The sequence below is a fragment of the uncultured Actinomyces sp. genome (assembly GCF_963542285.1).
In the GTDB taxonomy this organism is placed as follows: Bacteria; Actinomycetota; Actinomycetes; order Actinomycetales; family Actinomycetaceae; genus Pauljensenia.
In genome coordinates this window covers 57,480-82,412 of the sequence record NZ_CAUTWQ010000004.1, presented here as the reverse complement: position 1 = coordinate 82,412, position 24,933 = coordinate 57,480, and the positions used below count along the sequence as shown (strand labels likewise).

The 24,933-nt window shown below is 56.8% G+C and carries 21 protein-coding genes and 1 tRNA gene; 10 read left to right on the top strand and 12 right to left on the bottom strand.

Annotated elements, in window-relative coordinates; all coding sequences use genetic code 11:
• The 4 genes from RW023_RS03025 to RW023_RS03010 all read right to left on the bottom strand — a co-directional run bounded on the left by RW023_RS03025 (window position 1) and on the right by RW023_RS03010 (window position 4,916).
• On the bottom strand, window positions 1–1,368 hold the full coding sequence (locus RW023_RS03025) for an extracellular solute-binding protein (RefSeq protein ID WP_315579829.1): 1,368 nt from the start codon (window positions 1,366–1,368) through the stop codon (window positions 1–3).
• A gap of 337 nt (window positions 1,369–1,705) precedes the next feature.
• The gene (locus RW023_RS03020) at window positions 1,706–3,118 is read right to left on the bottom strand and encodes a sugar porter family MFS transporter (RefSeq protein ID WP_315579828.1); all 1,413 of its coding nucleotides are present in this window, start codon (window positions 3,116–3,118) and stop codon (window positions 1,706–1,708) included.
• A gap of 1 nt (window position 3,119) precedes the next feature.
• Window positions 3,120–4,100, bottom strand: a complete 981-nt coding sequence (locus tag RW023_RS03015; RefSeq protein ID WP_315579827.1) for an alpha/beta hydrolase — start codon at window positions 4,098–4,100, stop codon at window positions 3,120–3,122.
• Window positions 4,101–4,106: 6 nt separating this feature from the next.
• Window positions 4,107–4,916, bottom strand: a complete 810-nt coding sequence (locus RW023_RS03010; protein ID WP_315579826.1) for an alpha/beta fold hydrolase — start codon at window positions 4,914–4,916, stop codon at window positions 4,107–4,109.
• 102 nt (window positions 4,917–5,018) lie between these two features.
• Here RW023_RS03010 and RW023_RS03005 point away from each other — a divergent pair, with 102 nt between their 5' ends.
• Window positions 5,019–5,702: a GntR family transcriptional regulator gene (locus RW023_RS03005; RefSeq protein WP_315579825.1), complete on the top strand. Its 684-nt coding sequence runs from the start codon at window positions 5,019–5,021 to the stop codon at window positions 5,700–5,702.
• 14 nt (window positions 5,703–5,716) lie between these two features.
• Here the strand turns inward: RW023_RS03005 and RW023_RS03000 are convergent, their stop codons facing one another.
• The 5 genes from RW023_RS03000 to RW023_RS02980 all read right to left on the bottom strand — a co-directional run bounded on the left by RW023_RS03000 (window position 5,717) and on the right by RW023_RS02980 (window position 10,425).
• Window positions 5,717–6,529 (bottom strand): alpha/beta fold hydrolase, encoded by an 813-nt coding sequence (locus RW023_RS03000; RefSeq protein WP_315579824.1) that lies wholly within the window; start codon window positions 6,527–6,529, stop codon window positions 5,717–5,719.
• Window positions 6,530–6,709: 180 nt separating this feature from the next.
• Window positions 6,710–8,002, bottom strand: coding sequence for an FtsX-like permease family protein (locus tag RW023_RS02995; RefSeq protein ID WP_315579823.1), 1,293 nt, complete (start codon window positions 8,000–8,002; stop codon window positions 6,710–6,712).
• Window positions 7,999–8,781: an ABC transporter ATP-binding protein gene (locus RW023_RS02990; RefSeq protein ID WP_315579822.1), complete on the bottom strand. Its 783-nt coding sequence runs from the start codon at window positions 8,779–8,781 to the stop codon at window positions 7,999–8,001. The genes RW023_RS02995 and RW023_RS02990 overlap by 4 nt, the downstream gene beginning before the upstream one ends.
• Window positions 8,778–9,851 (bottom strand): efflux RND transporter periplasmic adaptor subunit, encoded by a 1,074-nt coding sequence (locus RW023_RS02985; protein ID WP_315579821.1) that lies wholly within the window; start codon window positions 9,849–9,851, stop codon window positions 8,778–8,780. Before RW023_RS02985 ends, RW023_RS02990 begins: the two co-directional genes overlap by 4 nt.
• A gap of 181 nt (window positions 9,852–10,032) precedes the next feature.
• On the bottom strand, window positions 10,033–10,425 hold the full coding sequence (locus RW023_RS02980; RefSeq protein WP_315579820.1) for an MmcQ/YjbR family DNA-binding protein: 393 nt from the start codon (window positions 10,423–10,425) through the stop codon (window positions 10,033–10,035).
• A gap of 1,183 nt (window positions 10,426–11,608) precedes the next feature.
• Here RW023_RS02980 and RW023_RS02975 point away from each other — a divergent pair.
• The 4 genes from RW023_RS02975 to RW023_RS02960 are packed head-to-tail and all read left to right on the top strand — an operon-like array spanning window position 11,609 to window position 16,921.
• A complete protein-coding gene (locus RW023_RS02975; RefSeq protein ID WP_315579819.1) occupies window positions 11,609–12,259 on the top strand; it encodes an N-6 DNA methylase in 651 nt (216 codons plus the stop codon).
• Window positions 12,256–13,896, top strand: coding sequence for an Eco57I restriction-modification methylase domain-containing protein (locus RW023_RS02970; RefSeq protein WP_315579818.1), 1,641 nt, complete (start codon window positions 12,256–12,258; stop codon window positions 13,894–13,896). The genes RW023_RS02975 and RW023_RS02970 overlap by 4 nt, the downstream gene beginning before the upstream one ends.
• Window positions 13,896–16,475 (top strand): DEAD/DEAH box helicase family protein, encoded by a 2,580-nt coding sequence (locus RW023_RS02965; protein ID WP_315579817.1) that lies wholly within the window; start codon window positions 13,896–13,898, stop codon window positions 16,473–16,475. The genes RW023_RS02970 and RW023_RS02965 overlap by 1 nt, the downstream gene beginning before the upstream one ends.
• 2 nt (window positions 16,476–16,477) lie before the next feature.
• Window positions 16,478–16,921, top strand: coding sequence for a hypothetical protein (locus RW023_RS02960; RefSeq protein ID WP_315579816.1), 444 nt, complete (start codon window positions 16,478–16,480; stop codon window positions 16,919–16,921).
• A 242-nt stretch (window positions 16,922–17,163) separates the two neighbouring features.
• On the opposite strand, the gene RW023_RS02955 is transcribed toward RW023_RS02960, so the two are convergent.
• Window positions 17,164–17,237, bottom strand: a tRNA-Gly gene (locus RW023_RS02955).
• 75 nt (window positions 17,238–17,312) lie between these two features.
• Here RW023_RS02955 and RW023_RS02950 point away from each other — a divergent pair.
• From RW023_RS02950 to trxA, 3 genes are all read left to right on the top strand, one after another.
• A complete protein-coding gene (locus RW023_RS02950; RefSeq protein WP_315579815.1) occupies window positions 17,313–17,777 on the top strand; it encodes an NUDIX domain-containing protein in 465 nt (154 codons plus the stop codon).
• Window positions 17,778–17,825: 48 nt separating this feature from the next.
• On the top strand, window positions 17,826–18,539 hold the full coding sequence (locus RW023_RS02945) for a TetR/AcrR family transcriptional regulator (RefSeq protein WP_315579814.1): 714 nt from the start codon (window positions 17,826–17,828) through the stop codon (window positions 18,537–18,539).
• A 116-nt stretch (window positions 18,540–18,655) separates the two neighbouring features.
• Window positions 18,656–19,030: a thioredoxin gene (gene trxA / locus RW023_RS02940; protein WP_178704894.1), complete on the top strand. Its 375-nt coding sequence runs from the start codon at window positions 18,656–18,658 to the stop codon at window positions 19,028–19,030.
• Between the two features lie 114 nt (window positions 19,031–19,144).
• Here trxA and RW023_RS02935 read toward each other — a convergent pair whose 3' ends face one another.
• Window positions 19,145–20,194, bottom strand: a complete 1,050-nt coding sequence (locus RW023_RS02935; RefSeq protein WP_315579813.1) for an aspartate-semialdehyde dehydrogenase — start codon at window positions 20,192–20,194, stop codon at window positions 19,145–19,147.
• Between the two features lie 32 nt (window positions 20,195–20,226).
• Window positions 20,227–21,543 (bottom strand): aspartate kinase, encoded by a 1,317-nt coding sequence (locus RW023_RS02930; RefSeq protein WP_315579812.1) that lies wholly within the window; start codon window positions 21,541–21,543, stop codon window positions 20,227–20,229.
• A gap of 184 nt (window positions 21,544–21,727) precedes the next feature.
• Between RW023_RS02930 and RW023_RS02925 the strand changes: the two genes are divergently transcribed.
• Together RW023_RS02925 and RW023_RS02920 are read left to right on the top strand one after the other, a co-directional pair.
• Window positions 21,728–23,455, top strand: a complete 1,728-nt coding sequence (locus tag RW023_RS02925; protein ID WP_315579811.1) for a putative PEP-binding protein — start codon at window positions 21,728–21,730, stop codon at window positions 23,453–23,455.
• A gap of 91 nt (window positions 23,456–23,546) precedes the next feature.
• Window positions 23,547–24,899: a 3'-5' exonuclease gene (locus tag RW023_RS02920; protein WP_315579810.1), complete on the top strand. Its 1,353-nt coding sequence runs from the start codon at window positions 23,547–23,549 to the stop codon at window positions 24,897–24,899.
• The last annotated feature ends 34 nt before the right edge of the window (window positions 24,900–24,933 follow it).

Sequence of the window (24,933 nt, the reverse complement as noted above, 5' to 3'; positions counted from 1 at the left end):
TTACTTCGCCGCTTCGATGTTCTTCTCGCCGACGATCTTTACCAAGCCCTCGTCATAGGCCTTTGCGGCCTGTTCGGGGGTCTGTTCCTTGGTGACCACGGATTCGGTGGCCGTCTGGATATTTGTGGAGATCTGCGGGTAGTCGGGAGTTGCGGGACGGAAGTGGGTGTACTCAACCAGTCCAGCGAAGAACTCGAAACTTGGGTTGGATGCAAGGTACTCGGGGTCAGAGACGATGTCCTTGCGCACGGCGATCGCGGAAGTTGCGATCGAGTACTGCAGGGAGCCCTCCTTGTTCAGCGCGGTCTTGACGAAATCAGCTGCCAATTCGGGATCCTTGGTTTGCGATCCAACGGAGAGGACCCAGCCACCGGAGAGCGTGGTGAATCCAGGTTCTTGTCCCTTCTGTGTCGGCATCTTGGCAAGGCCAATGGTTTCTTGCCATTCGGGCCACTTGGTCTCATCCTTCATCCAGACATAGGGCAGCCACGAGCCGTCAATATTGATGGCGAGCTTGCCCTGAGGCAGGAGTTCGGTGGAGACGCGGGTTCCGACAGCCTTGTCCAGTGCGACATCGTTAGAGGGCGCCAAGCCCTCCGAGTATGCGGTCTGGTAGAAGGTCAGGGCATCTTTGAAGCCCTGTGATCCGCTGACCCACTTGTTGGTGTCGGTGTTGTAGAGGGTGTCCTGAGTTCCATAGAGCAGCATTTCGAAGCCCTGCATGCTGGTCTGTTCGCCACCGGCGCGACCCGCATAGATGTTCATGGGGATGACATCGGGCACCTTTTCCTTAATGGTGCGGGCAGCGGAAAGTAAGTCGTCCCAGCTCTTGGGCTGCCAGTCAGTAGGAAGACCGGCCTGCTCGAAGATCTTCTTGTTGTAGTAGATACCGCGGGTATCGGTACCAAAAGGAACGCCGTAGATCTTGCCGTCGAGGCCCTTTGCGCCCTGGATTGAGCTTTCGGGGTACTGGCTCCACTCATCCCAGTTCTTCACGTACTGGTCGATGGGCAGCAGGTATCCGGCTGCAGCATCACTCATGACCTGGAAGGTGTCTTCGTAGATGATGTCGGGAGCCTTCGACTTCGACTTATTCATCAGCGCGAGCTTGGTGAAGTACTGGTCAGCGTCGGCTTCAACTGGCTGAAGATCGATGGTCACGCCCTGGTGGGTGGACTCAAATTCATCCTTTGCGCGCTTCATGAATTCGTCCATCTGCGGGAAGGACGCTGTCTTGTAATAGGCGACAACAAGCGACTTTCCTTCTGAGCTTCCAGATGTCGTCTTGTCCTTGGATCCAGAGCAGGCGGTCAGGCCCACAGCTGCGATACCGACTACGGCAACAGCCGCGAGTGCACGTCGTGCCATTGAACTCTCCTTTGATAGTTCGGTGACTTCCTTCGGTTTGCCTGCGGCTTCGCTGTCGCCCGGCTTCCCCGCGCCCCTATGACACGGAAGTCCTTGGTGTGAATTGTATTACTACGTAGAAACGGCTTTCCAGCCTCGATGATTACACTTCGGTCACGATCTTGACAAAGTTCCCTGAATATTTGGTGAGCGAATATTTGCAGCTCACGGGGCATATAGAGAAGGGTGCAACGTCGCCACACTGCCGACGTTACACCCTTCAATCGTCAAGACTAGGTTCCTCACTTAATCCCCACTAATAGTGAGAAAAGCACCCGGAGAACCAATGCCCCGACAATTACTTACTACCGACCTCATAGGACATATCTTCCAACTCGACTCCACGAGTTTCAGGAATGAACTTGACGACCAGCCAGATCAAGATCGCTCCCACAACTGCGTAGGAGAGGTAAGTTCCCGACAAACCAAATGCGCCCTTGAGAACGGGGAATAGGAAGGTCACCAACATGCCGCCAATCCAGTTTGCAGCGGTTGCCAGGCCTAGACCAGCAGTACGGATTTGGTTCGGGAAAACTTCACCGAGGAACACCCAGAGGACAACTCCCCAGGTTCCACAGAAGACGATGTAGACCATGTGTGCTGCAATCAGTGCAAAGTAAGCCCAAGCCATCGGCAGCTGGAGGTTACCTTCTGGAGTCAGGGTTCCCTGTGCAAATGCAATGGCAGCAGCAACCATGAAAATAAACATTCCAATGGCGCCCCAGAGCAGAAGGGGACGACGACCAACCTTATCGATAACACTCATACCAAAAACGGTCATTCCGATACCGATCACGGAAGTGACAACCGGAATGAACACGGAGATATTTCCAGTAAAACCAACCGTCGACCACAGGTCCGTTGCATACAGAAGGATGTTGTTGATACCTGCCATCTGGATCAGGAAACCGAACGCAACGGCGATCCAAACAATAGGCTTCAAACCAAATTTCTTATCAAAAAGATCCGAAACGCGCGGTCGGTGCTCCGAAAGCGAAGCTCGAATTTCTTTGATGCGCTCGACAGGATGCGCATCGGCACCGACCTCAACAATGATTTTCTGTGCTTCTTCAGTCTTCCCGATCGAAACCAAGTAACGCGGAGACTCAGGCAGAGTGAGAGCCATAATGCCGTAGAGAACAGCAGGAAGAAGTTCAGACATAAACATCCAGCGCCACGTGTGGAGTCCAAACCAAGCAACAGACTCGGCAGAACCTGTGACCTGAACCAAGATGTAGTTAGAAATGAACGCACCAAAAATACCGAATGCAATGGCAAGCTGCTGGAGCGTTCCCAGACGTCCGCGCTTATCGGCAGGCGCCACTTCAGCTATGTACGCGGGGCCGATAACCGCAGAAATTCCGACGCCAAAACCACCCAGAAGTCGCCAGAGCACAAGTGCCGTCAACGAGAAGGAAAGACCCGACATCAACGCTGAGATCGAGTACAGGATGGACGCGAAGACCATGACACGAACACGGCCAAAACGGTTCGATGCAGGACCCGCAAACCAAGCACCGATCGCTGCTCCAAGGCTAACAATGGACACGACCAGACCTGTTTGCCAGGTCGTTAGGCCAAATCCCACTTCTGCACCGGTAAATGCTGCGACTGCTCCGTTAATGACTGCAACGTCAAAACCGAAGAGGAATCCGCCCAGTGCCGCGGCAATCGCAACGCCCCAAAGTCGTCGGGTCTGATTGCTCGACATTTCAGTTCCTTTCTGAATTTTCACTCATAAAACGAGTCATGAGTATTTGGATTTCTGCCCACGTCACTGAGTCCGGAAGCGAGAGCGACCCGTGGAAGGTACCCGCGAACATGTGCAATTCTGAGATGCAACCAGCGGAAACTAAGCCGGTCGCAAGTGATATTCCTTCATCGCGCAAAGGGTCAACCGGATTGACCACTATGAGCGCAGGAGGGAACCCCTTTTCTTTAAAAACTGGACTTGGTACAGGGAAAGCCGCCGTTTTAAGTGCAGACGGAATCTCCTCCACTTCTCCGTTACCTTCTACGCCTAGGGGTAGACCATAGAAATGGCGCCAAGAATCAGCCGCTGCTCGTCGCGTCCAGATAGGGCCATCAGCAAACAATGTGCTTGAAGGAGTTGCTAAATCAGGATCGATGCATGGCTCTAGCAGAACGATCCCTCTGATTGCAGATGCCAAGGCATTCTTAGCTTCTACATGTCCATTATTTTGGTTCCGGTCACCGACCCCAAAGATTCGAGAAACCATTGAGTACGCGAGGCCTGCCCCGGCAGAGTCCCCGAAAATGAAAATTCTTCGATGCTCCCCAAAGCGCTGAACCGCTTCCTTAAGGGAAGAGATGCAGTCATCTACAGCCATCGGGAAGGGAAATTCGGGTGCTAGCCGATATTCGGGAGAGATAACAATCATTCCAAATCGACTGGCCAACGCATCGTTCTTTGCGTCATCAAAAGCCGCTCGACCTGCAACGTAACCACCACCGTGAATAGAAACTAGCAACGGTGCTTCATCAGACACGCTCTTAGGGATAAAAGCGCGCCCTAGGGAGGTAACTTCCAATGTATTTTCAGGATCGTATGGCGTGGCTAGCAAAGCATCGCCACCTGCCCGCATGGCACTAAGATCCCACGTTGTTTGTTCCGGGGTCGCCTCAATTACCGGCAAAAGCTCGGGACGAATGAAATAAGGAACTTCACACATCTTTGATCAATTCTTCTTAAGGGCATCTAGGAATGAATTAACTGCCCCGTAGAACGGTTCGGGGACGGAACGACGGATGCAATGCCGAGCAGTCGAGATGACATGGGTTGTAATGTTTCGGTTTTCCAATACATCGATGGCCTCAGCTCCAGCCGGCCCAATAAGGACATCATCACCATCACCTGTGATAAGTAGCGTAGGCACCTTCAATGCAGAAAGGATTTCTTCCCGAGCGCGTGCGCCCCCAACTACTCCTCGCTTAAGGAACTCGCGATCGGCTTGTGCCTTCCCCTGTGCCCATCCCGCGGCCTCCGAGGGGCTCCACAGTGGATAGTCCTTAAGAAGAAGGGCTATTTCACGCCCAAGATTCTGGGTCACTTCATCGCACCTCGCAACGAGGCTAGGGCCCAGTTCCCGAAAATCTTCGCGTTGCCTAGGAGTTAGAAGAGCAGGGTCCTCCAGAACTAATGCATCAATATGGACCAAGCCCCGCGAAACAAGCTCAGCAGCAGTAGCACCTCCCATTGAGTGTCCCATCAAAACAACGAAGGGTGCAGGATTCTTTGCTTCGGTGCTATTAATCAGCGCTGCCGTACTCTGTACGAGGGCTTCGAATGGATCCAATAGTTCCCCATCCGAAAAACGTGGAGAACAGCCATGGCCCAAAGCATCAACGCAGACAACTTCAAAAGTCTCAGACCAGCGTTGACTAATGTCGCTCAGCGATGCGGCGTTATCAGTGACGCCATGAAGGGCATAGATCCGCCCTCGAATAGGAATACCGGATGTATTTACGGCAAGCTTTGCCGGTGTCATGATTCCTCCTCAGTGAGTATCACGTGCCACATGCTAGCACCGACCTCCCTAGGGCAGTCAAAATACAAAACTGCAGATCAAGAGCGGTAGTACGATACAGCTGTGGATTCAAAATATCTGAGAATTTTCTCCACGCTCATTGACGAGATGGAGAGGATGCCTCCAGGAGAGCAGCTTCAAAGCGAACGCGAGCTCTCGCAACGTTTTCAGGTTTCACCCATGACAGTACGTCGCGCTCTTCATAAGCTGTCAACAGAGGGATACACCTCAGCCATACCCGGAAAAGGCACATTTGTACGCAAGTGTTTCTATGCAAAGCGTGCTGACACATCATCATTTACCGATTCAATGCTTGCCGCTGGGAAAGTTGCGTCGGCGCACCTGATAAGCGCGACATTAAGGCAGGCGACACGGGGAGAAGAAGAAGCACTAGGAATTGATAAAGATACTTTTATCTACGCGATTTCCCGCATCCGCTTTGGGAATGATGTTCCCCTATGCGTCGAAGACTCAATCATCCGGTCGGACTATTTTCCAAAGCTCTTAGGAGAAGACCTAACTGGTTCTCTCTACGAAATATTTACAAAGAAATACAGCATTACTCCTATGAAAACCCGCTTTCGCATCAAGGCAGCGCTAGCAAGTGAACCACTCTGTCAACAACTTAAAGTGAGTGCTCCGGCACCAGTCTTAATAGCAACAACAGCTACTGCGGACCAAAATGGGCGAGTTTTCGAGATCTGTACGTCCACATACCGCGGGGATTCGTACGAGATTACTATCTAAACAGTTAGTAACCATCACTTAGCTAGAGCGAGCTTTGCAATAAAGGACTCGACCGCAGCATAGAAGGGTTCAGGCGTTGAGCGACGCACGCAGTGCCGAGCCGTGGGGATCAGAAGGGTAGTGACCTTCTTTAAGCCCAATTTATCGATGTCAGCAACACCAGCTGGGCCGATGACAACATCGTCTCCATCCCCTGTAATCAGCAAAGTCGGGGTCTGAAGAGATTCCAGAATTTCCTTTCGCGTGCGCGCACTACTGACGGCAATATTCGATAGGAAATTGCGATCCACCTGCACCTTTGCCTGCGCCCATCCGGTTGCTTCGGCGCGGCTCCACAGCGGATAGTCCTTCAGAAGCTGTTCAACCTCGTATCCAAGATTGTCGCTCACGTGATCGCACCACTTCACCAGATGCTCACCAAATGCCTCGGAATCTCGCTGATTTTCGGCAGTAAATAGTGCCGGATCCTCCAGTACCAACGCATCAACATGGGCCAGGCCTCGTGAAACAATATCGGCGCTGGTCGCGCCACCCATCGAATGCCCCATCAATAGGACAAAGGGGGCAGGATCATCAGCTTCAATACGGTTAATCACATCGGCCGCGCTCTGCACCAAGGCCTCGAAAGGATCCTCAAGCTGCTCGGGGGTAAAACGAGGGGAGCACCCGTGCCCCAAAGCATCAATGCAGACGACCTCGAACTCACCGGACCAACGCTCACTGACATCGCATAGGGCAGCAGCATTATCTGTCACCCCATGAAGCGCATAGATACGTCCCTTGGTGGGGGTTCCACTGGTATTGATAGCAAGTTTTGCCGGCGTCATTGCTTCTCCTCCATGAGCATCTGCTCCATGTGCAGGAAGCATACAGGATTCATGAGGAGATCTTGACCACCCTGAGATCCGAACATGAGTCTGAACCAAGCGAGAGCGATTGGACAAGGTGGTTTTCTCATGAATGCTCACACAAGTGGCGCTTGGGAGGGACAGGACCTCGCCGATCAATCAGTAGCGGATCGCGTCGATCGGCTTGATACGCACGGCCGCGAGCGCCGGGATGATGCCGCACAGGGCGCCGATGCTCGTGGAGATGGCGACGCCCGCAATGGCGGCGCCGGCGGGGAATGCCGGGGTGTCGCTGAGCGTGACGCCCAGGGCCTCGAGGGGCAGGAATCGCACGACGACGACCGCGATGCCCACGCCGATGACGCCGGCGACGAAGGTGGCGACGACCGACTCCATGAAGACCGCGAAGAAAACGCGCGCTGCGGAGGCGCCGACAGCCCGGCGGATGCCGATCTCGCGCACGCGCTGGCGCACGGTCACGATCGCAACGTTGAGCAGGCCCAGGGCGCCCAGGAACACGATGATGCCGCCGATGACCATGATGACCTTGGAAATGGTGCCCAGCTGTTCCTCGCCGATGTCCTCGTGTTCGCCGCCGGAGACGGAGACCTTCCATCCCTCGCCGAGGATCGAGGCCAGGGCGCGCGGCAGGTTCTCGCGAGCCAGATCAGCGTTCTCGGTGCCCACCCACGCAATCATGGACGGGGCACTCATCTGCGGGAAGGAGACGCGCGCCGCGTCGTAGTGCGCGAACACGGTGGGCACGTCGTAGGAGCTCTTGGACTTGGTGACGCCGACGACGCGCATCGCAGTGCCGTCACTCGTGTGCAGGACGATCGGAACTTGGTCGATGGGGGCGCGCCCCAGCTGGTTCCACAGGGTTTCGGAGATGACGACGGGGACCAGGCGCTGGTCGGCGTCGCTGCTCACGACCCAGCGTCCGGCGAGCATGCGGGTGCGGAAGATGACCTCGTAGGAGGGGTCGACGCCCTGGAATGTCACGCCGTCGACCATGTCGGCAATGTTCGTCAGGGGGTATCCGCGGAATTGTCCGCTGGAGCGAGCCTGTCGCGTTTCGACGATGTCACCGCCGCCGCTGGAGAAGCGCGACCAGTAGTGAATATCTGTGCGCTCGGCCAGGGTCCCCATGGCCTCGCCGATCATGTCCTTCTCGTCGGGGCGCTTCGCCGTCTGCGCGCCATCGGCCGCCGGTCCTTCCGCGGCATTCGAGGAGCTTTCGGGGGTCAGGCGCAGGGTGACGGAGCGCCCCTCGTACAGTTCCGCCAACTCGCGCGAGGACTGCAAGAGCAGGTCGCCGAGCGCGATGACGATCGTCATGGCGGCCACGGCCGCGACCACACCCACGAGGGAGAGGACGACGCGCGCCTTCTGGACCTTGACCTCACCCCAGGCCTCGATAAGAGCGCCCAGGAGCTGACTCACGGCATTCACTGCTCACCCTCCTCCGATGTCCCGGGGAACGAGGCCTGCCCGACCTCCGGGTCGCCCGAGTGCCCGACCTCCGCGCGGTGAGTAAGAGCGGCAGGATCCTCGACCTCATGCAGCGTGCCGTCGTAGAGCTCGTACGCGCGCTGCGCCCGCGCGGCCACCGCCATGTCGTGCGTGATGACGATGAGCGCGGCGTTGGACTCGCGGGCGACCTCCTCGAGGAGGGCCATGACGACGCGGCCCGTGTCCGGGTCGAGCGCACCCGTCGGCTCGTCGGCGAGGATGATGCGCGGGCGGCGCACGAGTGCGCGCGCAATCGCGATGCGCTGCTGCTCACCGCCACTCATCTCGCCCGGGTAGGAGTCCGCGCGCTCACCTAGGCCCACGCGCTCAAGCATGTCGACGGCGATCGAGCGCCTGCGCAGCAGCTGGGGGCCGGGGGCGTACAGGAGAGGAACCTCAACATTTTCGGCGGCGGTGCGCGCCGAGAAGATGTTGAATTGCTGGAACACGAAGCCGAAGTCTTCCCCGCGCATGCGCGCGCGGCGCCCCTCGCCCAGGCGCGTGGTGTCCACGCCGTCCAGCTCGTACGTGCCCGAGGTGGGGGTGTCCAGGAGGCCAATAATGTTGAGCATCGTGGACTTACCCGTGCCCGAGCGGCCCACGATGGAGACGTGCTCGCCCTGGGCAACGTCCAGGTTGACACCGCGCAGAATATGCAAGTCATCCCCGTCAGGCAGGGTCACCGTGCGGGTCACGTCCCGCAGGCACACGAGACTCATTGCGTGCCCGCCGAGTTACCCGAGCCTCCAGCCATGCCGGAGTCCATGCCGTCAGGGCCGGTCTGGCCGTCCTGATTATCCTTATTCGAGGTCGGGGTGAACTCGAGGATCTCCTCGCCCTCCGTCAGTCCCTTCTTGATCTCGACCATCTTGCCGTCCGTGATGCCCAGCGTGACGGCGCGCTTCTCAGGCTTCGTCGGGTCATCGGTCGGCAGGTAGACGGAGCCGGACTGGTAGCGGCCCTCGACCGCGGAGATCGGCACCGCGAGGACGCCCGTCGCCGATCCGGCCGTCATTTCGAGGGTGACCTGCAGGCCGGCGAACACCGTCTGGTTGGAGGGGATCGCGCAGCGGGCCTTCAGGTCCGTCGAGGCCGAAGTCCCGTTGTCGGACCCGGTGTTCGATTTCAGGTCCTGTGCCTTGCCGGTCGAACTCACTACCTTCACACCCGAGCACTCGAAGGGTGCGGGGCCGTTCTTAATGGTAACGGTCGCCGTCGAAGGAGCATCCTGCATGCGGTACATCTGGTCCGCGCTCAGGGAGGCGACCGCGGAGAAGGTCGCGGGCGCGACCGTCGCAACCGTGTCGCCGATCGCGAACTGCTGGCCAACGAGCACGCCCGTCGACACCGTTCCGTCACCGGGCGAGACGACGGTCTCGTACTTATAGGTCGGATCCGCGGTCTCGACGCTCACGTTACCTTCCTCGTCGGTAACCTGGCGGGTCTCGCCGGGAATCTCCTTGCGGATCTGGAGGAGCGCGTCACCCTTGGAAACCTTGTCGCCGTCATTGACGAAGGTGCGCACGACGTTGCCGTCCAGGGTCGCGCGGGCTACGACCGGCTCGTCGGGCTGAATCGTGCCCGTCAGGGTCACCGTATTGGTGATGTCCGCGCGCCCGACGGAGATTGTCATCTGCCCGAAGGACCCGCCCGGATCCAGGCTGTCGCTCGTCTGCTTCTCCTGCGCGGCCGGGAAGAACGCAAACTTCACCAAGGCCACAGCGATTACTACCCAAGCAAGAACTTTGACAACATCGAGCACCTGGGCGGTGCGGATCTTTTGTGCCACGTACATCTCCTTCGACGAGCGGTATTGCCCAATTGTAGGGTGCATCTCATTCTCACAGCAACGCTATCCCGCCCTTCAGAGATTTCTCGAGGAGCGTCCCGCCTGCTGGGCGTCGCACATCCTTGCCCCTACGTTGGATGACGAATCCACGAAAGGCATCACCTAGCTGAGAGCAAATGCCTCAGTCTTCGCGGCGCCCATAGCTCGCGGGATCGACGGGCCGTTGATATTTCGGCAGTCCGTCAACTACCAGCAGGTACGAGTCCATAACAAGCTCGCGGATGAGTTCCTCGTGAATCCCCGGGCCCGGCATGACGGTAATCCAGTGCTTCTTATTCATGTGGTAACCCGGAGTGATTGAGACAAAGCTCTCACAGAGTGCCCGCGCCTCCTGCGGATCGGCCTTGAGATTCACCATCCGCTTCCCGCGATTGGTTGAGATCATGAACCATTTACCGCATACTCGCGCGACCTCCCACTCCTCATTGAAGGGATAGAGCTCGCTTGCGGGAAGCTCGAGCGCAGCGTCGACGACAGCCTTCCAAAGCTGTTCATCATCTAGGTCAGGCTGCACGCTAGCATCCCCCATTCAGCACGTCGTCCGAGTAACAAAAAGCGGGCCGCAAGGGGCCGCTAGCAGAGTCGACCAGCGCCTACGGCGCTTTGGTCACGCACTTAATGATAAGGCGTTCACTGCGTTAGTGGTGTAATGCGACTACGGCAGCGTTTAACCTCAATCTCTTATTTCCTGGCTCCGATAGCGTCTGCTTCGTTGAATTGGTACAGCTGCCCGACTTCGAGCACAGATGAGTTCGCTTATCCGAACCACAACACTATCCACACCCATGTTGCTTGGGCGAGTACGGTCTTGAGTGCTTGCGAGTTGCCGCTCCAAACGAGGACGCCGCCAAGTAGGCGCCCCTCCGCGACAAGCCCTACACCATTCCCGGAACTACCACTGCAGATACACGCATTTCGTAAAATCTTGCAGGAAAATAGGATACCCACACCCAACACGTCTTGGTCAGTGACATGGTTGACCCCGACTTGCGTCCTGCTAGACGCGACAAACTCACCCCCACGTTGAGCTCTTCAAAAGCGGCACGAAAAGATTACATTCCCCACAGACAGTCCCGCAAAAAGATGACCTCCGACAACAGCCGCAGACTGGCATCAATTTACCGAAATCCCCCCAGTTCAACACGGAAAGACTGGCGAAAGTCGCGACCTGAGCAGACATCAACTCATCAAGGAACACTCCTCCACACGGTTACCTAGGTAACTGCTTGACCAATAGTCACAAATCCAAGTGTAAATCCCTTACGCTAACCTAGCCCTTAGACAGTATGAACGAAGAAGTGAACTGCTAGAAGAGCCGAGCAATCAAAAAGTGCACGCCAAACTCAAGTAGGAGTGCTGACGACAATCTAATACCCCTCACTGCAGCCCGAGAGCACTTCTTCGGAAGCCTTGCGAGACTGCCTACCGACGAACGCCCAGTAATTCGGAATTCCGACATATCGCCTACCCAAATTCCAGAAGAGGCGTAAGGATCGGGGCAGTTAACCTTCAGCTTCGACACCTCAACTAAGAAATCCGCTAGATACTGCAGGACACACGGTCTCTCTTCAACCCTCGGACAGATTTACGGGCAGACAATGGGGAGACGCTACGTCTCCTCGCGACCGCCTCGAGCATCAGGTTGAGGCGGCCAAGGCAGCAATGACATTCCACACTGAAGCAAGCGAGGAGGAGATATGAGCGAGCAGAGACAACTAGTGAAGTCGAAGCAGCGCGTGGCCGACCACGGCGAGGTATTTACTCCGGAGTGGATGGTCAACGACATGCTTGACTTGGTCAAGGACGAGTCGGAGCGTATCGACGCCCGAGTCCTGGAACCAGCCTGCGGTGAGGGAGCCTTCCTCCAAGAGATCCTGCGCCGCAAGCTCTCAACTGTCCACGCCCGCTACGGCAAGAACGACTTCGAGCGCCGCCACTACGCACTCCTGGCCCTGATGAGTACCTACGGCATCGAGCTGCTTGCCGACAACGCTGAGATCTGCCGCTCCAACCTTCTCGCAATCTTCACGGACTTCATCGGCGAGGATCCAGACGGCACGTGGGCGGCGGCGGCTCGTACAGTTCTGGCAATCAACATCGTTCAGGCCGATGCTCTGACCATGACGATCCCCAGCGGCGAGCCCCTGACTTTCGCCGAGTGGGGCTACCTTGGGGCGGGTAAGTTCCAGCGGCGTGACTTCCAGTATCAGGATTTGACAAAGCGTGCGGCTTTTGGGGAGGACACCTTGTTCGGCTCCATGGACATGGCCGAAATCTTCGCCCCCGATACCTCATTCCCCCCAGTGACTGTGGCCGAGATTGCCGAAAGAGGAGCGCAGCCAGCATGAGCGTGTCGAACCTCCTGTTGAACAAGCACAACCCTGATGTGCTCACCTGCATCGCGAACCTCTCGAACGATGAGGTGTTCACACCTCCAGAGATGGCTGCCGCAATGCTTGACCTCGCCGCCGAGGCGTGGGCGCGTGACCACAATGGGGAGAACCTGTGGGCGAACCCGAACGCCCGGGTGCTAGATCCGTTCGTAAAAACCGGGGTATTTTTGCGGGAGGCGACTCACCGATTCAACGATGGATTGGCTTCCCTGATCCCAGATCCTCAGGAGCGAGTCAACCACATCCTCACCAAGCAGATCTTCGGGATCGCTATCACTGAGCTCACCGCTCTCATGGCCCGCCGCAGTGTGTACTGCTCGAAGTACGCCAACAGTGAGCACTCCATCTGCACTGCCTTCGATACCCCAGAGGGAAATATCTGGTTTGAACGCACCGAACACACTTGGGATGACAAGACTGGGCGTCGCTCAGCCGAAATCGATCCCTTTACGGGAGAAGAAATCATTGTTCGTCATGGGCGCCGGTGTACTTTCTGCGGGGCTGGAGAAGAGGACTATGGGCGCGGCGAGGATCTCGAGACCCACGCCTACGCCTTCATCCACACAAACAACATTAAGCAACGAATCAACGAAGTATTTGGAGCTAGCATGCATTTTGACCTGATCGTCGGCAACCCTCCATACCAGCTTGGATCTGCAGGTGGCACAAGAGATATTCCGATCTATCAGAAGTTCGTGGCCCAAGCCAAAGAACTTGACCCCCAGCTTCTCACTATGGTCATCCCCTCACGCTGGATGGCGACAGGGTTGGGACTCAATGAATTTCGCCAGTATATGCTGAGCGATCGCAAGCTCTCGGTACTTGTGGACTATCAAAACGCTGCAGAGGTATTTCCGGGTGTTGGACTCAACGGCGGTGCATGCTATTTCCTCCGCGATGCCACACACGATGGAGATTGTGAAGTCACTACCATCCGTGGGGGTATCGCATCATCCCCAACCATCAGGCGACTCGACGAATTCGACATCCTGGTACGCGACGCCGAAGCTCTGCCCATTCTCCGAAAGGTCCTGGCAGACAACCCGATGTCGATTAATTCGATTCTCGCACGCGACAAAGAGTTTGGCTGGACTTCAAACTTTCGAGACTTCAGCGTTCACCCTCAGGAAGGTCTAATTCCGATTCACTACATCGAAAAAATGCAGCGCAAAGTTGGCTATATTAGTCGCGCGCAAGTCACCAAGAGCGTCGAGCTCATAGACAAATGGAAAGTACTGGTACCTGCTGTCGGTTCCGGACGAGAGCGAGAAAAAGCCGGCGTTGATCTTGTGCTTGGACCTTCACAAATTGTCGCTGCCCCATCAGTTTGTACACAATCCTTTCTTTTCTTTTACTCCGACACTGAGGCTGAGGCTGTTTCAATCCGCTCATATTATTCAACGAAATTCTTCCGGTTCCTCGTTTCCCTTAGAAAGATCACGCAACATGCAACCCACTCAACATATTCGTGGGTTCCGATGCAATCGTGGGACAGGGAATGGACTGATGAGGAACTTTATGCCAAGTACGGACTTTCGGATGAGGAAGTTTCTTACATTGAATCGTTGATTCGTCCGATGGAGTTGGACTGATGGCCAGGCGGGATGAGGAGCTCCTTCCCTCAAAGCCCTCGGCGCGCCTGCGGATCTATGCCTGGTCTCCGAAGAATCCTCCATCCGGCTATGAGGGGCTCATTAAGGTCGGGCAGACAACGAAAGAAGACGTCCGCGACCGAATCCGTGAGTCGCAGGGGCAGATGCAGCAGGAGTTCACCCTGCACGTCGACATCATTGCGGAGCGTGAGGATGGCAGTATCTTCCGCGATAAGGACGTCATCCAGCGCCTGAAGGCGAAGGGTTTTGAGAACCCGCATTTTGGGTCTGCGACGGAGTGGGTGCGCTGTAAGCCTGCTGATGTGCTCACTGCTATTGCAGAACTCCGCGCCGGGGTGGAGTACACGGGCGAGCGCTACCAGACCTTCGCGATGCGCCCCGAGCAAGCCCGAGCCGTGGAGCAAACTCTCGCCTATTACAGCTCCATCTGGGAGGAGGATCCGGGTGCGGTCCCGCGCTTCTTATGGAATGCGAAGATGCGCTTCGGCAAGACCTTCACCACCTATCAGCTCGCCAAGCGCATGGGTGCCAAGCGCGTCCTCGTCGTCACATTTAAACCCGCCGTGCAAGACGCCTGGCGTGAAGACCTGGCTAGCCACGTGGACTTTGAGGGCTGGCAGTATCTCAGTGCCAAAGCACTGTCCGAGGGTGCGCACATTGCCGGCGATCAGCCTCTGGTGTATTTCGGCTCCTTCCAGGACCTCCTCGGGCGGGACAAGAAGACCGACCTGATCAAGCCGAAGAACGAGTGGATTCACACCGTCAACTGGGATCTCGTGGTTTTCGACGAGTACCACTTCGGTGCCTGGCGGGAGAACGCCAAAGCTCTCTTCGAAGGTGAGGATGAGAAGGAAGCTGCCAAGGAACTCAAAGCTGAGTACCACGAGGGGCTAGCTGCCTTCGACGAAGAGCTCGACGAGCTAGGTAGTGATGAGGATGACTTTCTTCCCATTACGACACGCTCCTACCTCTACCTCTCGGGCACACCCTTCAAGGCTCTGGCAACGGGTGAGTTCATCGAGGAGCAGATCTTCAACTGGACCTACACCGACGAGCAGAATGCGAAACGCGAATGGGTGCGCGAGCACCCCGGCGAATGGAACCCGTATGCGGCTCTGCCGGAAATGCGGCTGCTCACCTACCGGATGCCTGATGACCTGGTGGCTATCGCACATCAGGGTGAGTTCGACGAGTTCGACCTCAACACCTTCTTCGAAGCCGCAGGCAGTAATGAGACTGCGCGGTTCGCGCACGAGTCTGACGTACAGAAGTGGCTGGACCTCATCCGTGGTGAGCATGCGCCCACGCAGATGGACATGCTCAAAGCCGGTGGCCGCCCGCCCTTCCCGTACGCTGATGCCCGCCTGCTCCCGTACCTCCAGCATTCGTTCTGGTACTTGCCGAACGTTGCTGCCTGCCAGGCCATGGCGAACCTGCTCGCTGCCCGGCACAACACCTTCTGGCACCAGTATCAGGTGATCGTCGCTGCTGGAGCGGGCGCTGGGGTTGGGGTTGAAGCACTCCCGCCCGTGCGTGAGGCAATCGGGGATGGTCACGACACCAAGACCATTACGCTTTCGTGCGGCAAGCTGACGACCGGGGTGACCGTCAAGCAATGGTCATCAATCCTGATGCTGCGCAACCTCACCAGCCCGGAGTCCTACTTCCAGGCCGCTTTCCGGGTGCAGTCCCCGTGGGCCATCAAGAACCCTGACGGGGATGACCCGAACCGGGAGGAGATCCTCAAGCCAGTCGGTTTCGTTTTCGACTTCGCACCCACTCGTGCTCTGCGCCAGATCGCCGACTACGGCACGGGGCTTCACCCCGAGGCGAAGAGCCCCGAGCATGCCGTCGCCGAGCTCGTCAACTACCTGCCAGTGCTGGCCTACGACGGTGCCTCGATGAAGGAGATTGACGCAGGCGAGGTGCTCGATATCGCCATGTCTGGCACCTCAGCCACCCTACTGGCGAAGAAGTGGGAGTCCGCGATCCTGGTCAACGTCGACAATATGACGCTCAAGAAGATCATGAACGACGAGCGCGCTATGGAAGCCATCCTCAATATTGAAGGCTTCCGTGCTCTCGGCGCAGGCATCTTCGAGACCGTGGTGAACAAGAGCGAGGCGGTATCTAAGACCAAGAGGGAAAAGGGCGACTCGCTGACCAAGAAGGAGAAGAAGGAACTCTCCGCAGAGGAGAAGGAATACAAGTCCAAGCGCAAGCAGATCCAGGAAAAGCTCATCAAGTTCGCCACCCGGATCCCTGCCTTCATGTACCTCACCGACTTCAGGGAGAACACGCTCTTCGACGTCATCACCAAGATCGAACCAGATCTGTTCAAGCGGGTTACCGGCCTGTCCGTTGAGGATTTCAACCTCCTGGTGAACCTGGGAGTCTTCAACTCCATCCACATGAACCAGGCGGTCTTTGCGTTCCGCCGCTACGAGGATGCCTCACTGTCCTACGTGGGCTACGCCTCCCATGCGGAACAGAAGCGCCGTGAAGACCTGCACCAAGTCGGCCTCTACGACACCGTCATCACCCTTAATGTGGAGTAAATATGACCGGCATTATTTCCATTGTCCTGTCCGCCATTGCGGTTGTTATAGCATTCTGGGCAGCTATTGAATCGCATCGAGCCAATTCGAGAGCAGATGAGTCAAACCAGATCGCAGATAAGGCCAATGAAATAAGCTCTCAAGCTCTTGAGCTCGCACAACGCGAGGCTCCACCGCCGCTCAGCGAACTTATACAAGTCGACAAATCTAAGTGGACACTAAGGAATCAGTCAGGGCAAACAATCGAGATTTGTTCAGTTTTACCTTTCCCGAAAGAGGCAGCGTGGACAGTGCACGTTCCGGAACTTCCTCAGATCATTGATTACGGAGATAAGCTCACCATAAAGATTCTAGGGGTCATGGACCAGCGTGTAGAAATGCTAATCATTGAATGGCGATTTGTAGGTTCTGCCGAGTGCCAGCAGTCACGGCGCAACATCCCTTAAATTAAGTGGTAAGCCATTTCCTTTTACGACGAAGCCATCTTTTTTGACACTTCGTACTTGATCGGCCTGACAGCACCCTAAGAGATCACTCCTAGCCGGTAATCTACCAGCACCAAGAGTCCCAAGCAGCTTCACGCGACCGGACCCTGCACCATGAACAAGCACACCAGCACAGCGAAGACGTCGTCTCGAGATGCTTACTAGAAAAGCCACAAATCTAAGTATCCAGAGTGACGTCCTTTTGGAGCGGGCGACGGGAATCGAACCCGCGCTGTCAGCTTGGGAAGCTGAAGTTCTACCATTGAACTACGCCCGCGAAGCGCCTGATACCAATCGGTATGACCGGCACAACTCGTTCATCATAGCGGCTCCCCCGGCTGCAGTCCAAAGCATGACCTCTAGACTTAAAGGCGTGACTTCACCCAACCCGCGCCCCGTCGTTGCCGCTGCAATCTTTGATCGCCTCCCCCACCCAAGCGCGCTTTTGTGCGCTTCCCGCTCCTATCCAGAAGATTTACGAGGCCTCTTCGAGCTCCCCGGCGGAAAGGTTGAGGAAGGGGAAGACCCCGTGCGCGGCCTCGTACGCGAAATCGACGAAGAACTGGGGTGCGCACTGAGGATTGCTGAACCGGTCCTCACCCCCGAGGGAAAGTGGTGGCCGATCCTCAACGGTCGGGTGATGGCGGTGTGGGGATGCACCCTTGCTGACCCCACCCAAACCTTGACTCCGGGAGCCTCGCATCTCGAGTTACTGTGGACTCCTCTTGATCAAGTGATGGATTTACCGTGGATCCCTGCTGATTTCCCCATCGTCCAGGCGGCAATCAATCAGTTCTCATCTGGGAAATCCATGTGAATCGGCGAATGATCAAGACAGATCCAGAATTTCTGTCAGAATAGCTTTATGCCAAAAATTATTGGAGATTCGCTGGCCGACCATCGTGAGCTCACGCGCAACCGTCTCTTTGATGCACTTGCAAGCCTCCTTGCTGAGCAGCCATTCGATTCAATCTCCATGTCGCAGATCGCTTCGCGGGCAAAGGTTGGACGCACCGCGGTCTACAACCACTTCCCCGACAAGGAAGTCCTCCTTCTTGAGTTCATGCGTCGCGTCACTCTGCAGTTCTCCCAAAAACTCCAAGAAGCGCTTGATCAAGTTGATGATCCGCTTGCCCAACTGCGCATCTATATTCGTGCGCATTTGGAGATGACCACCCGTTATCACCTGAACTCGACCTTTAATCTGCGCGCTCAAGTTTCACGTGAAAACTCTGCGCACCTGCACGATCATGCGACAATTATTTCGACGCGGCTCTTGCAAATCCTTGCGCGCTGCATGGAAACAGGTGCAATTCCGCGGCAAAACCCCCACGTATTGATTCCACTCATTCATTCATGCCTTGCAGGGAATCGCCTTCCGGCCAACCCTCAGACCCGCGAAGCAACAATCCGCACTGTCCAAGCCTTCATCTTGCGAGGCATAGGGGCTGATGTTGAGGTTCCCTCTTCAGCTGAACGCCCGGGATCTTCCACCGCAGTTCAGGAGGCTTCGACTGCAGCAACGCCAGAAGGGGACGCTCGCGATAATTCGTATATGCGTTGTCCCGTCAGTGCCTGACATCGTGTGAATCAGCTAACTCCGATAGGATCGGGGAATAAGTGGCCGGCACGAACCGTTGAGCTGGACATGAAGCGGGGCACGTGCCCCAATACGAATCAAAGGAGTGCCCTTCAATGAGTACCATCGAGCTCACCACTGAAAACTTCAGCGAGACCGTTAATTCCGACAAGATTGTCCTGGTCGATTTCTGGGCGACTTGGTGCGGCCCGTGCCGTCAGTTCGGCCCCATCTTCGAGTCCGTCTCAGAGAAGCACCCCGACATCGTGTTCGGCAAGGTTGACACTGATGCGCAGCAGGAACTTGCTGCTTCCGCTCAGATTTCGTCGATCCCGACCCTGATGATCTTCCGCGAAGGTGTCCTGATCTTCCGTAACTCCGGCGCCCTTCCGGCCGCTGCTCTTGAGGATCTGATCTCTCAGGCAGAAGCCCTGAACATGGAAGAGGTTCACGCAGAAGCTCAGAAGCACCAGGAATCTCACAACGACTGATGCTTGAACACGGTGTGCGATCAATGTGCACACCGCCAAAACTCAAAGGGGGTTGGAGACGGCTTGGCCGTCTCCAACCCCCTTTTCTGTCTAATAAAAAGCAGCTTTGAGTGCTCAGCCAAGCAGTTCTTGAGCTACCAGCTCTGCTAGTTGAATCGCATTCAAAGCCGCTCCCTTGCGCAGGTTATCTCCGCTGACGACAAACACGATTCCGCGGTTATCCGGAACCGCTTGATCCTGACGAATACGGCCGACGAAGACATCGTCTTCGCCCGCGGCCTCGAGAGGGGTCGGAACGTCGACGACGCGAACGCCGGGAGCACTGCTGAGCGCAGCCACGGCCTCGTCACGAGAAATCGAGGAGGGGAACTCAGCGTGAACGGTCATGGTGTGCGCGGTCAGGACCGGCACGCGCACACAGGTCCCGCTCACCAGAAGATTCGGGACGTGAAGGATGCGACGCGATTCATTGCGAAGCTTCTGCTCTTCGTCGGTCTCAAAGCTGCCGTCATCGACAATCGAGCCGGCCAAAGGAACGACATCGAAAGCGATGGGCGCGACGTAGACCTCAGGGGTGCCGAAATCAACAGCGTGACCATCGGTGGTCAGCCCCTCAAGATTTTGATCGGCAGCTCCACGGACTTGGTCGATGAGCTCGCGAACGCCCTTGAGGCCAGAGCCGGAAACCGCCTGGTAGGAGGAGACAGTCAGTCGATCAATTCCGCCCGCAGCTTGCGCAAGTGGCTTAATTGCAGGCATGACAGCCATGGTCGTGCAATTCGGGTTTGCGATGATGCCCTTGGGGCGGTTCGCAACGTCGTCACCGTTGACCTCGGAGACGACCAGCGGGACCTCGGGGTCCTTACGCCATGCGGAGGAGTTGTCGACGACTACGGCGCCGGCTGCCGCGAACTTAGGGGCATACTCGCGCGAGGCCGTAGCTCCCGCGGAGAAGATCGCGATGTCGATCCCCGAGAAGTCAGCGGTTGCGACGTCCTCAACGACGACCTCTGTGCCCTTCCACGGCAGGGTAGATCCCGCCGAACGTGAAGATGCGAAGAAACGAATCGTTTCAACCGGGAAATTGCGCTCTTCCAAGATCGTGCGCATAACACGACCAACCTGGCCGGTCGCACCGACAACTGCAACAGTCAAACCTGACATTTTCAACCCTCTCTTACTAGCGATGGACCGACTCAGCGGCCAGTACCCGCGTACACAACGGCCTCGGAAACCTCAGCGTCCAAGCCGAAAGCGGAGTGAACAACGGCAACTGCACGATCCAGATCATCCAGCTTCGTCACAATCGACAGACGGATCTCGGAAGAGGAAATCAGATCAATATTGATTCCCGCCTCAGACAGGGCAGCGAAGAGTCGCGCGGCAACACCGGGATTCGTACGCATACCCGTTCCCACCAGCGAAAGCTTGCCGATATTCGGGTTGTAGCGCACCTCCTTGAAGCCAATCTCTTCCTTCGCGGACTCAAGCGCGTCTAGCGCAACCTGGGCATCGGCCTCGGGAATGGTGAAGGTGATGTTCGCGCGGGTCGGATCCGCAACGGGAATGTTCTGAACAATCATGTCGATGTTCGCGCCCGCAGCGGCGATCGTCTGAAAAACCATCGCGGCGCGGCCGGGGTGGTTCGGGACACCGGCAACCGTAATCTTGTCCTGGCCGCGGTCGTGGGCAATTCCAGAGATGATGGGCTGTTCCATCTTTCCTTCTTTCGGGTCGAGGAATGCGGCGTCAGGGACCAATCCCTTGAGCGCCGGCGAGGCCGGGCGGTCTGAAATCCAGGTTCCTTCCTTCTCGGAGAAGGAGGAACGAACGTGTAGGGGAACCTTGTAGCGGCGGGCGAATTCGACCGCGCGCAGGTGAAGAATCTTTGCACCATGCGCAGCAAGTTCCAGGGTTTCTTCCGTTGAGATCGAGCGCAGGCGGTGTGCCTTGGCAACGATTCGCGGATCAGCAGAGAACAGGCCGTCGACGTCGGTGTAAATCTCGCACACATCGGCGTGCAAGGCAGCCGCGAGCGCAACCGCGGTCGTATCGGAACCGCCTCGGCCCAAAGTCGTCACATCATCATCGTCAGAAATTCCTTGGAAACCGGCGACAATTGCGACCCGACCTTCAGAGATTGAACGGGCGACGCGTTCGGGGACCATGCCGGTGATCTGGGCGCGACCATAAGCGGAAGTCGTGTGGATTCCGGCCTGTGCGCCGGTGAAGGCCTGTGCGGGAACACCCAACTCGTTAATTGCCATGGACAGAAGGGACATCGAAATACGCTCGCCGGCGGTGAGAAGGATGTCCATCTCGCGTTCGGGTGCGTTGTCGGTAATCTGCGCGGCGGTGTCCAGGAGCTCGTCGGTTGTGTCGCCCATTGCTGAAACGACGACAACAAGCTTGTGTCCCGCGTTCCGAGTCTCAACGATGCGCTTTGCAACGCGTTTAATCGCTTCAACATCGGACACGGATGAGCCTCCGTACTTTTGCACGATGAGCGCCACGAGTGGTCCTAACTGTCTGCGTTTGGGTTATCTGTTCTTATCGTCCCTGAAAACTCGTAAATATGACGAGTACTGACCAACACGTGAACGTTTGTGTCAATTTATGAGCGTAACTTTCGGCACACTTGGCATATTCCTAGGACCAACGAATATGGTTGAGCTACATCCACGGAAGGAGTCCTCGATGCCGCACACGATTTACGGGACCCCGGTTGTTCACGGTGTCTCCTATGCGCCGCTTGTTTGGACGTCCCACCCAGCCCTTCCTTCCGACGATTTCACTCCCCTACCGCCCGAGGACCGCCCCGCCATTGCCGCATCCCTTGAGGAGGTCTGCAAGAAAGTCGGCGAGGAGCTCTTCGAGCGCTCAACGCAGGCACTGGGCGACGTCTCAGACGTCCTCGTCATGACCGCGTCTTTAGCGACTGACCCGACGTGGATCCGCGAAGCTCAGTCGTGGATCTTCTCCGGTGTTCCGGCGCCGCAATCAGTTGTTCGCGCGACCGATAAATTCGTCGAGGTTTTTCGTTCCTCCGGTGGTCTGATGCTGGAGCGCATCGCTGACCTCTACGACGTCCGTGACCTGGTCCTTGCTCACCTTGCCGAGGCCGACTCTGGGATGGCGTCAGGGGCGGGGACGCCAGTCGCTGCTTCTCAGAAAGCGGCCCCTTTCGCTCCCTATATTGTGTGCGCACGCGACCTATCCCCTTCGGATGCGGCGAGCCTTGATCCCAAGTATTGCGTTGGAATTGCAACGGAACTGGGCGGTCCGACCTCGCACACATCGATTATTGCGCGCCAGTTGGGGATCCCCTGCATCGTCGCCGTGCGCAACTTGAGTGAATTGCGCCAGGGGGATCTTGTATTGATGGATGCCTTTGTGGGGTCTTTGGCAACTGAGGTTCCTGCCGAAGAGGCACAGGCAGCGGTTCAGCGAGATCAAAAGCGCGCACAGGCGGTAGCTCATTGGAACGCGCCCGCTCACACCAGCGATGAACACCCAGTGAAGCTCTTGGCCAATATTCACGACCTCGCAAGCGCGCAGGCCGCGGCTCACTCCCCCCACCTTGAATCAATCGGCCTCTTGCGTTCAGAACTGGCCTTCTTGAACGCACACAGCGAGCCAACAATTGACGAGCAAGTGAACTTTTACTCCGGGGTTTTTGAGCAATTCCGCGGGCATTCGGTATGCGTGCGCACCCTGGATGCGGGTTCAGATAAGCCACTGGCCTATGCGACAATCCCCGGCGAAGACAATCCCGCGCTTGGCGTCCGAGGAATCCGAACCTCTGGTCCTCACCCGCAGATCCTTCACGACCAACTGGAAGCGATCGCTCTGGCAGCCATCCAACACCGAGAAACCTCGGTATCAATCATGGCTCCCATGATTTCAACGATTTCCGAAGCCCAGTGGTTCGCTTCGACCGTCCGTCAGCTTTCCGAACGCTTCGAGGTTGAACTGCGCGCGGGAATTATGATCGAGGTTCCAGCCGCGGCGCTTTTGATCGATTCCATGATGAAATACGTCGATTTCGTATCGATTGGGACGAATGATCTGACGCAGTACACGATGGCTGCAGATCGCATGTCACCTGACTTGGCCGAGTATTCCGATCCCTGGCAGCCCGCACCTTTGCGCCTGATTGCACAGGTTGCGCGCGCTGGCCTTGAGCACGGGGTAAGTGTGAGCGTGTGTGGCGAGGCCGCGGCAGACCCGCTGCTCGCCTGCGTTTTCGTTGGTATGGGTATCCCCGCGCTGTCGATGCCGCGCTTGGCAATTCCCTCGGTGGGCGCGCAGCTTGCTCAGGTCAGTCTGGCACAGTGCCGCTTAGCTGCCGCTTCCGTTGTCGAGGCCTCTGATCCCGGCGAGGCGCGCTACCGTGCACGCGGGGCGCTCCAGGTGGAGTTTTAGGCCTCGCGAGAATAGGTCCAAAAAGCCTGCAATTTGGCCGAAGAAATGCTGTACTATCAGCGATGACGACGTCGTTATCAGGAGAGTTACAGTGGGTCTGCGTGACATCATTCGCGATATTTCGAACTTAACCGTACCCGGAAACATTGATCGCACAGTTCAGTCCCACGTCGAGGCCGTGCAATCGCGCGTCGGTGCGGTTCAGTCTCGCGTGGAGTCCTTCCTTCAGCCCTTCAATGGCTCTGCTGCCCCAGTTGTTCCTACTCCCACAGGTTCTTTCCCCACGTCTCCACTCGCCACAACTTCTCCCGCTGCGAATACCACCGAGTGCCTAGTCCCTCGCTACAACGGGCGCTTCCTCTTCGAATGGATCGATGACATCAAAGCTCTCAAGCGCTCGGGAGACCTCGACCAGGCGCTGGCGCTTGCCCAAGCTTGCCTCACAGAAATGGTCAAAGCTGCACTCCAAAACCCTCAATGCGTTATGGAATACTACGTCGCGCAGGTAACCATCATTCAGCACAAGATGAAGGACTACTCTGGCGAGCTCGCAACCTTGGACAGATGGTTCTCGCTGGGTCTTCCCGCGCCTCGCGAGGATTACCGCATCGACCTTCAGAAGCGCCGCGCCAAAGCACAGGAAATGCTTGCTAAACAACGCGGTGAGGATGCCTCCGCGTATAACGCCGAATGGAAACGGCTCGTCGAGCTTGAAAAACACGTCAAAAACACAACGTATTTTGACGCGCCGACAACCGGTTACACATCAATCACCGGTGAAGAGCACTCAACCCCACGCATCACAGAGCAACACAGTCCGGACCGCCGCCCCTTCGCGCAGGCACGCTCATCTGCGCCCGCACGAGCGGCCTCGTCAAGAAGCGAGCAGCTACGCAGTTCAGCGTGGTCCGCTCCATCAAAAATCCTTGCGGCGCCAACCTTCGTCGCTGTCGATTTCGAGACCGCAAATCGCATGGGTGGCGTCTCTGCGTGCCAGATCGCACTTGTCAAAGTCCATCAGGGCCAAGTCATTGACCGCATGTCGACGCTGATTAAACCCCCTTCGGGTTACGATCACTTTGAATTCACGCACATCCACGGGATTACTGCCCACGACGTCCATCACTCCCCGTCATGGACAGATGTTGCACCCTATGCACTGCGTTTTTCTGCCGGACTTCCCATGTATGCGCACAACGCATCCTTCGATAAAAGAGTCTGGCAAGAGCTGGATGAGTTCTTCCGGACGCAGACGCTGCCAAGCGACTTCTTCTGTTCCTATCGGACGGCAAAGGATCTAGTCCCCGGATTGAGTGACTACAAACTGCCGACCGTCACACGTGCACTTGTTCCTGGTTTCCGTCTGAATCACCACGATGCAACCTCGGATGCCGAGGCCTGTGCGCTCATCGTTGCTGCTCTTCAACAAAGGAACCGCTACTGATTAACCATAGAGGCGCCCTTATCGATGTGAGGGC

What these genes read in the sequence shown, in the direction of transcription:
- RW023_RS03025 (WP_315579829.1), bottom strand. Translation starts at nt 1,368, where the DNA reads ATGGCACGACGTGCACTCGCGGCTGTTGCCGTAGTCGGTATCGCAGCT.
- RW023_RS03020 (WP_315579828.1), bottom strand. Translation starts at nt 3,118, where the DNA reads ATGTCGAGCAATCAGACCCGACGACTTTGGGGCGTTGCGATTGCCGCG.
- RW023_RS03015 (WP_315579827.1), bottom strand. Translation starts at nt 4,100, where the DNA reads ATGTGTGAAGTTCCTTATTTCATTCGTCCCGAGCTTTTGCCGGTAATT.
- RW023_RS03010 (WP_315579826.1), bottom strand. Translation starts at nt 4,916, where the DNA reads ATGACACCGGCAAAGCTTGCCGTAAATACATCCGGTATTCCTATTCGA.
- RW023_RS03000 (WP_315579824.1), bottom strand. Translation starts at nt 6,529, where the DNA reads ATGACGCCGGCAAAACTTGCTATCAATACCAGTGGAACCCCCACCAAG.
- RW023_RS02990 (WP_315579822.1), bottom strand. Translation starts at nt 8,781, where the DNA reads ATGAGTCTCGTGTGCCTGCGGGACGTGACCCGCACGGTGACCCTGCCT.
- RW023_RS02975 (WP_315579819.1), top strand. Translation starts at nt 11,609, where the DNA reads ATGAGCGAGCAGAGACAACTAGTGAAGTCGAAGCAGCGCGTGGCCGAC.
- RW023_RS02970 (WP_315579818.1), top strand. Translation starts at nt 12,256, where the DNA reads ATGAGCGTGTCGAACCTCCTGTTGAACAAGCACAACCCTGATGTGCTC.
- RW023_RS02965 (WP_315579817.1), top strand. Translation starts at nt 13,896, where the DNA reads ATGGCCAGGCGGGATGAGGAGCTCCTTCCCTCAAAGCCCTCGGCGCGC.
- RW023_RS02960 (WP_315579816.1), top strand. Translation starts at nt 16,478, where the DNA reads ATGACCGGCATTATTTCCATTGTCCTGTCCGCCATTGCGGTTGTTATA.
- RW023_RS02950 (WP_315579815.1), top strand. Translation starts at nt 17,313, where the DNA reads ATGACCTCTAGACTTAAAGGCGTGACTTCACCCAACCCGCGCCCCGTC.
- RW023_RS02945 (WP_315579814.1), top strand. Translation starts at nt 17,826, where the DNA reads ATGCCAAAAATTATTGGAGATTCGCTGGCCGACCATCGTGAGCTCACG.
- trxA (WP_178704894.1), top strand. Translation starts at nt 18,656, where the DNA reads ATGAGTACCATCGAGCTCACCACTGAAAACTTCAGCGAGACCGTTAAT.
- RW023_RS02935 (WP_315579813.1), bottom strand. Translation starts at nt 20,194, where the DNA reads ATGTCAGGTTTGACTGTTGCAGTTGTCGGTGCGACCGGCCAGGTTGGT.
- RW023_RS02925 (WP_315579811.1), top strand. Translation starts at nt 21,728, where the DNA reads ATGCCGCACACGATTTACGGGACCCCGGTTGTTCACGGTGTCTCCTAT.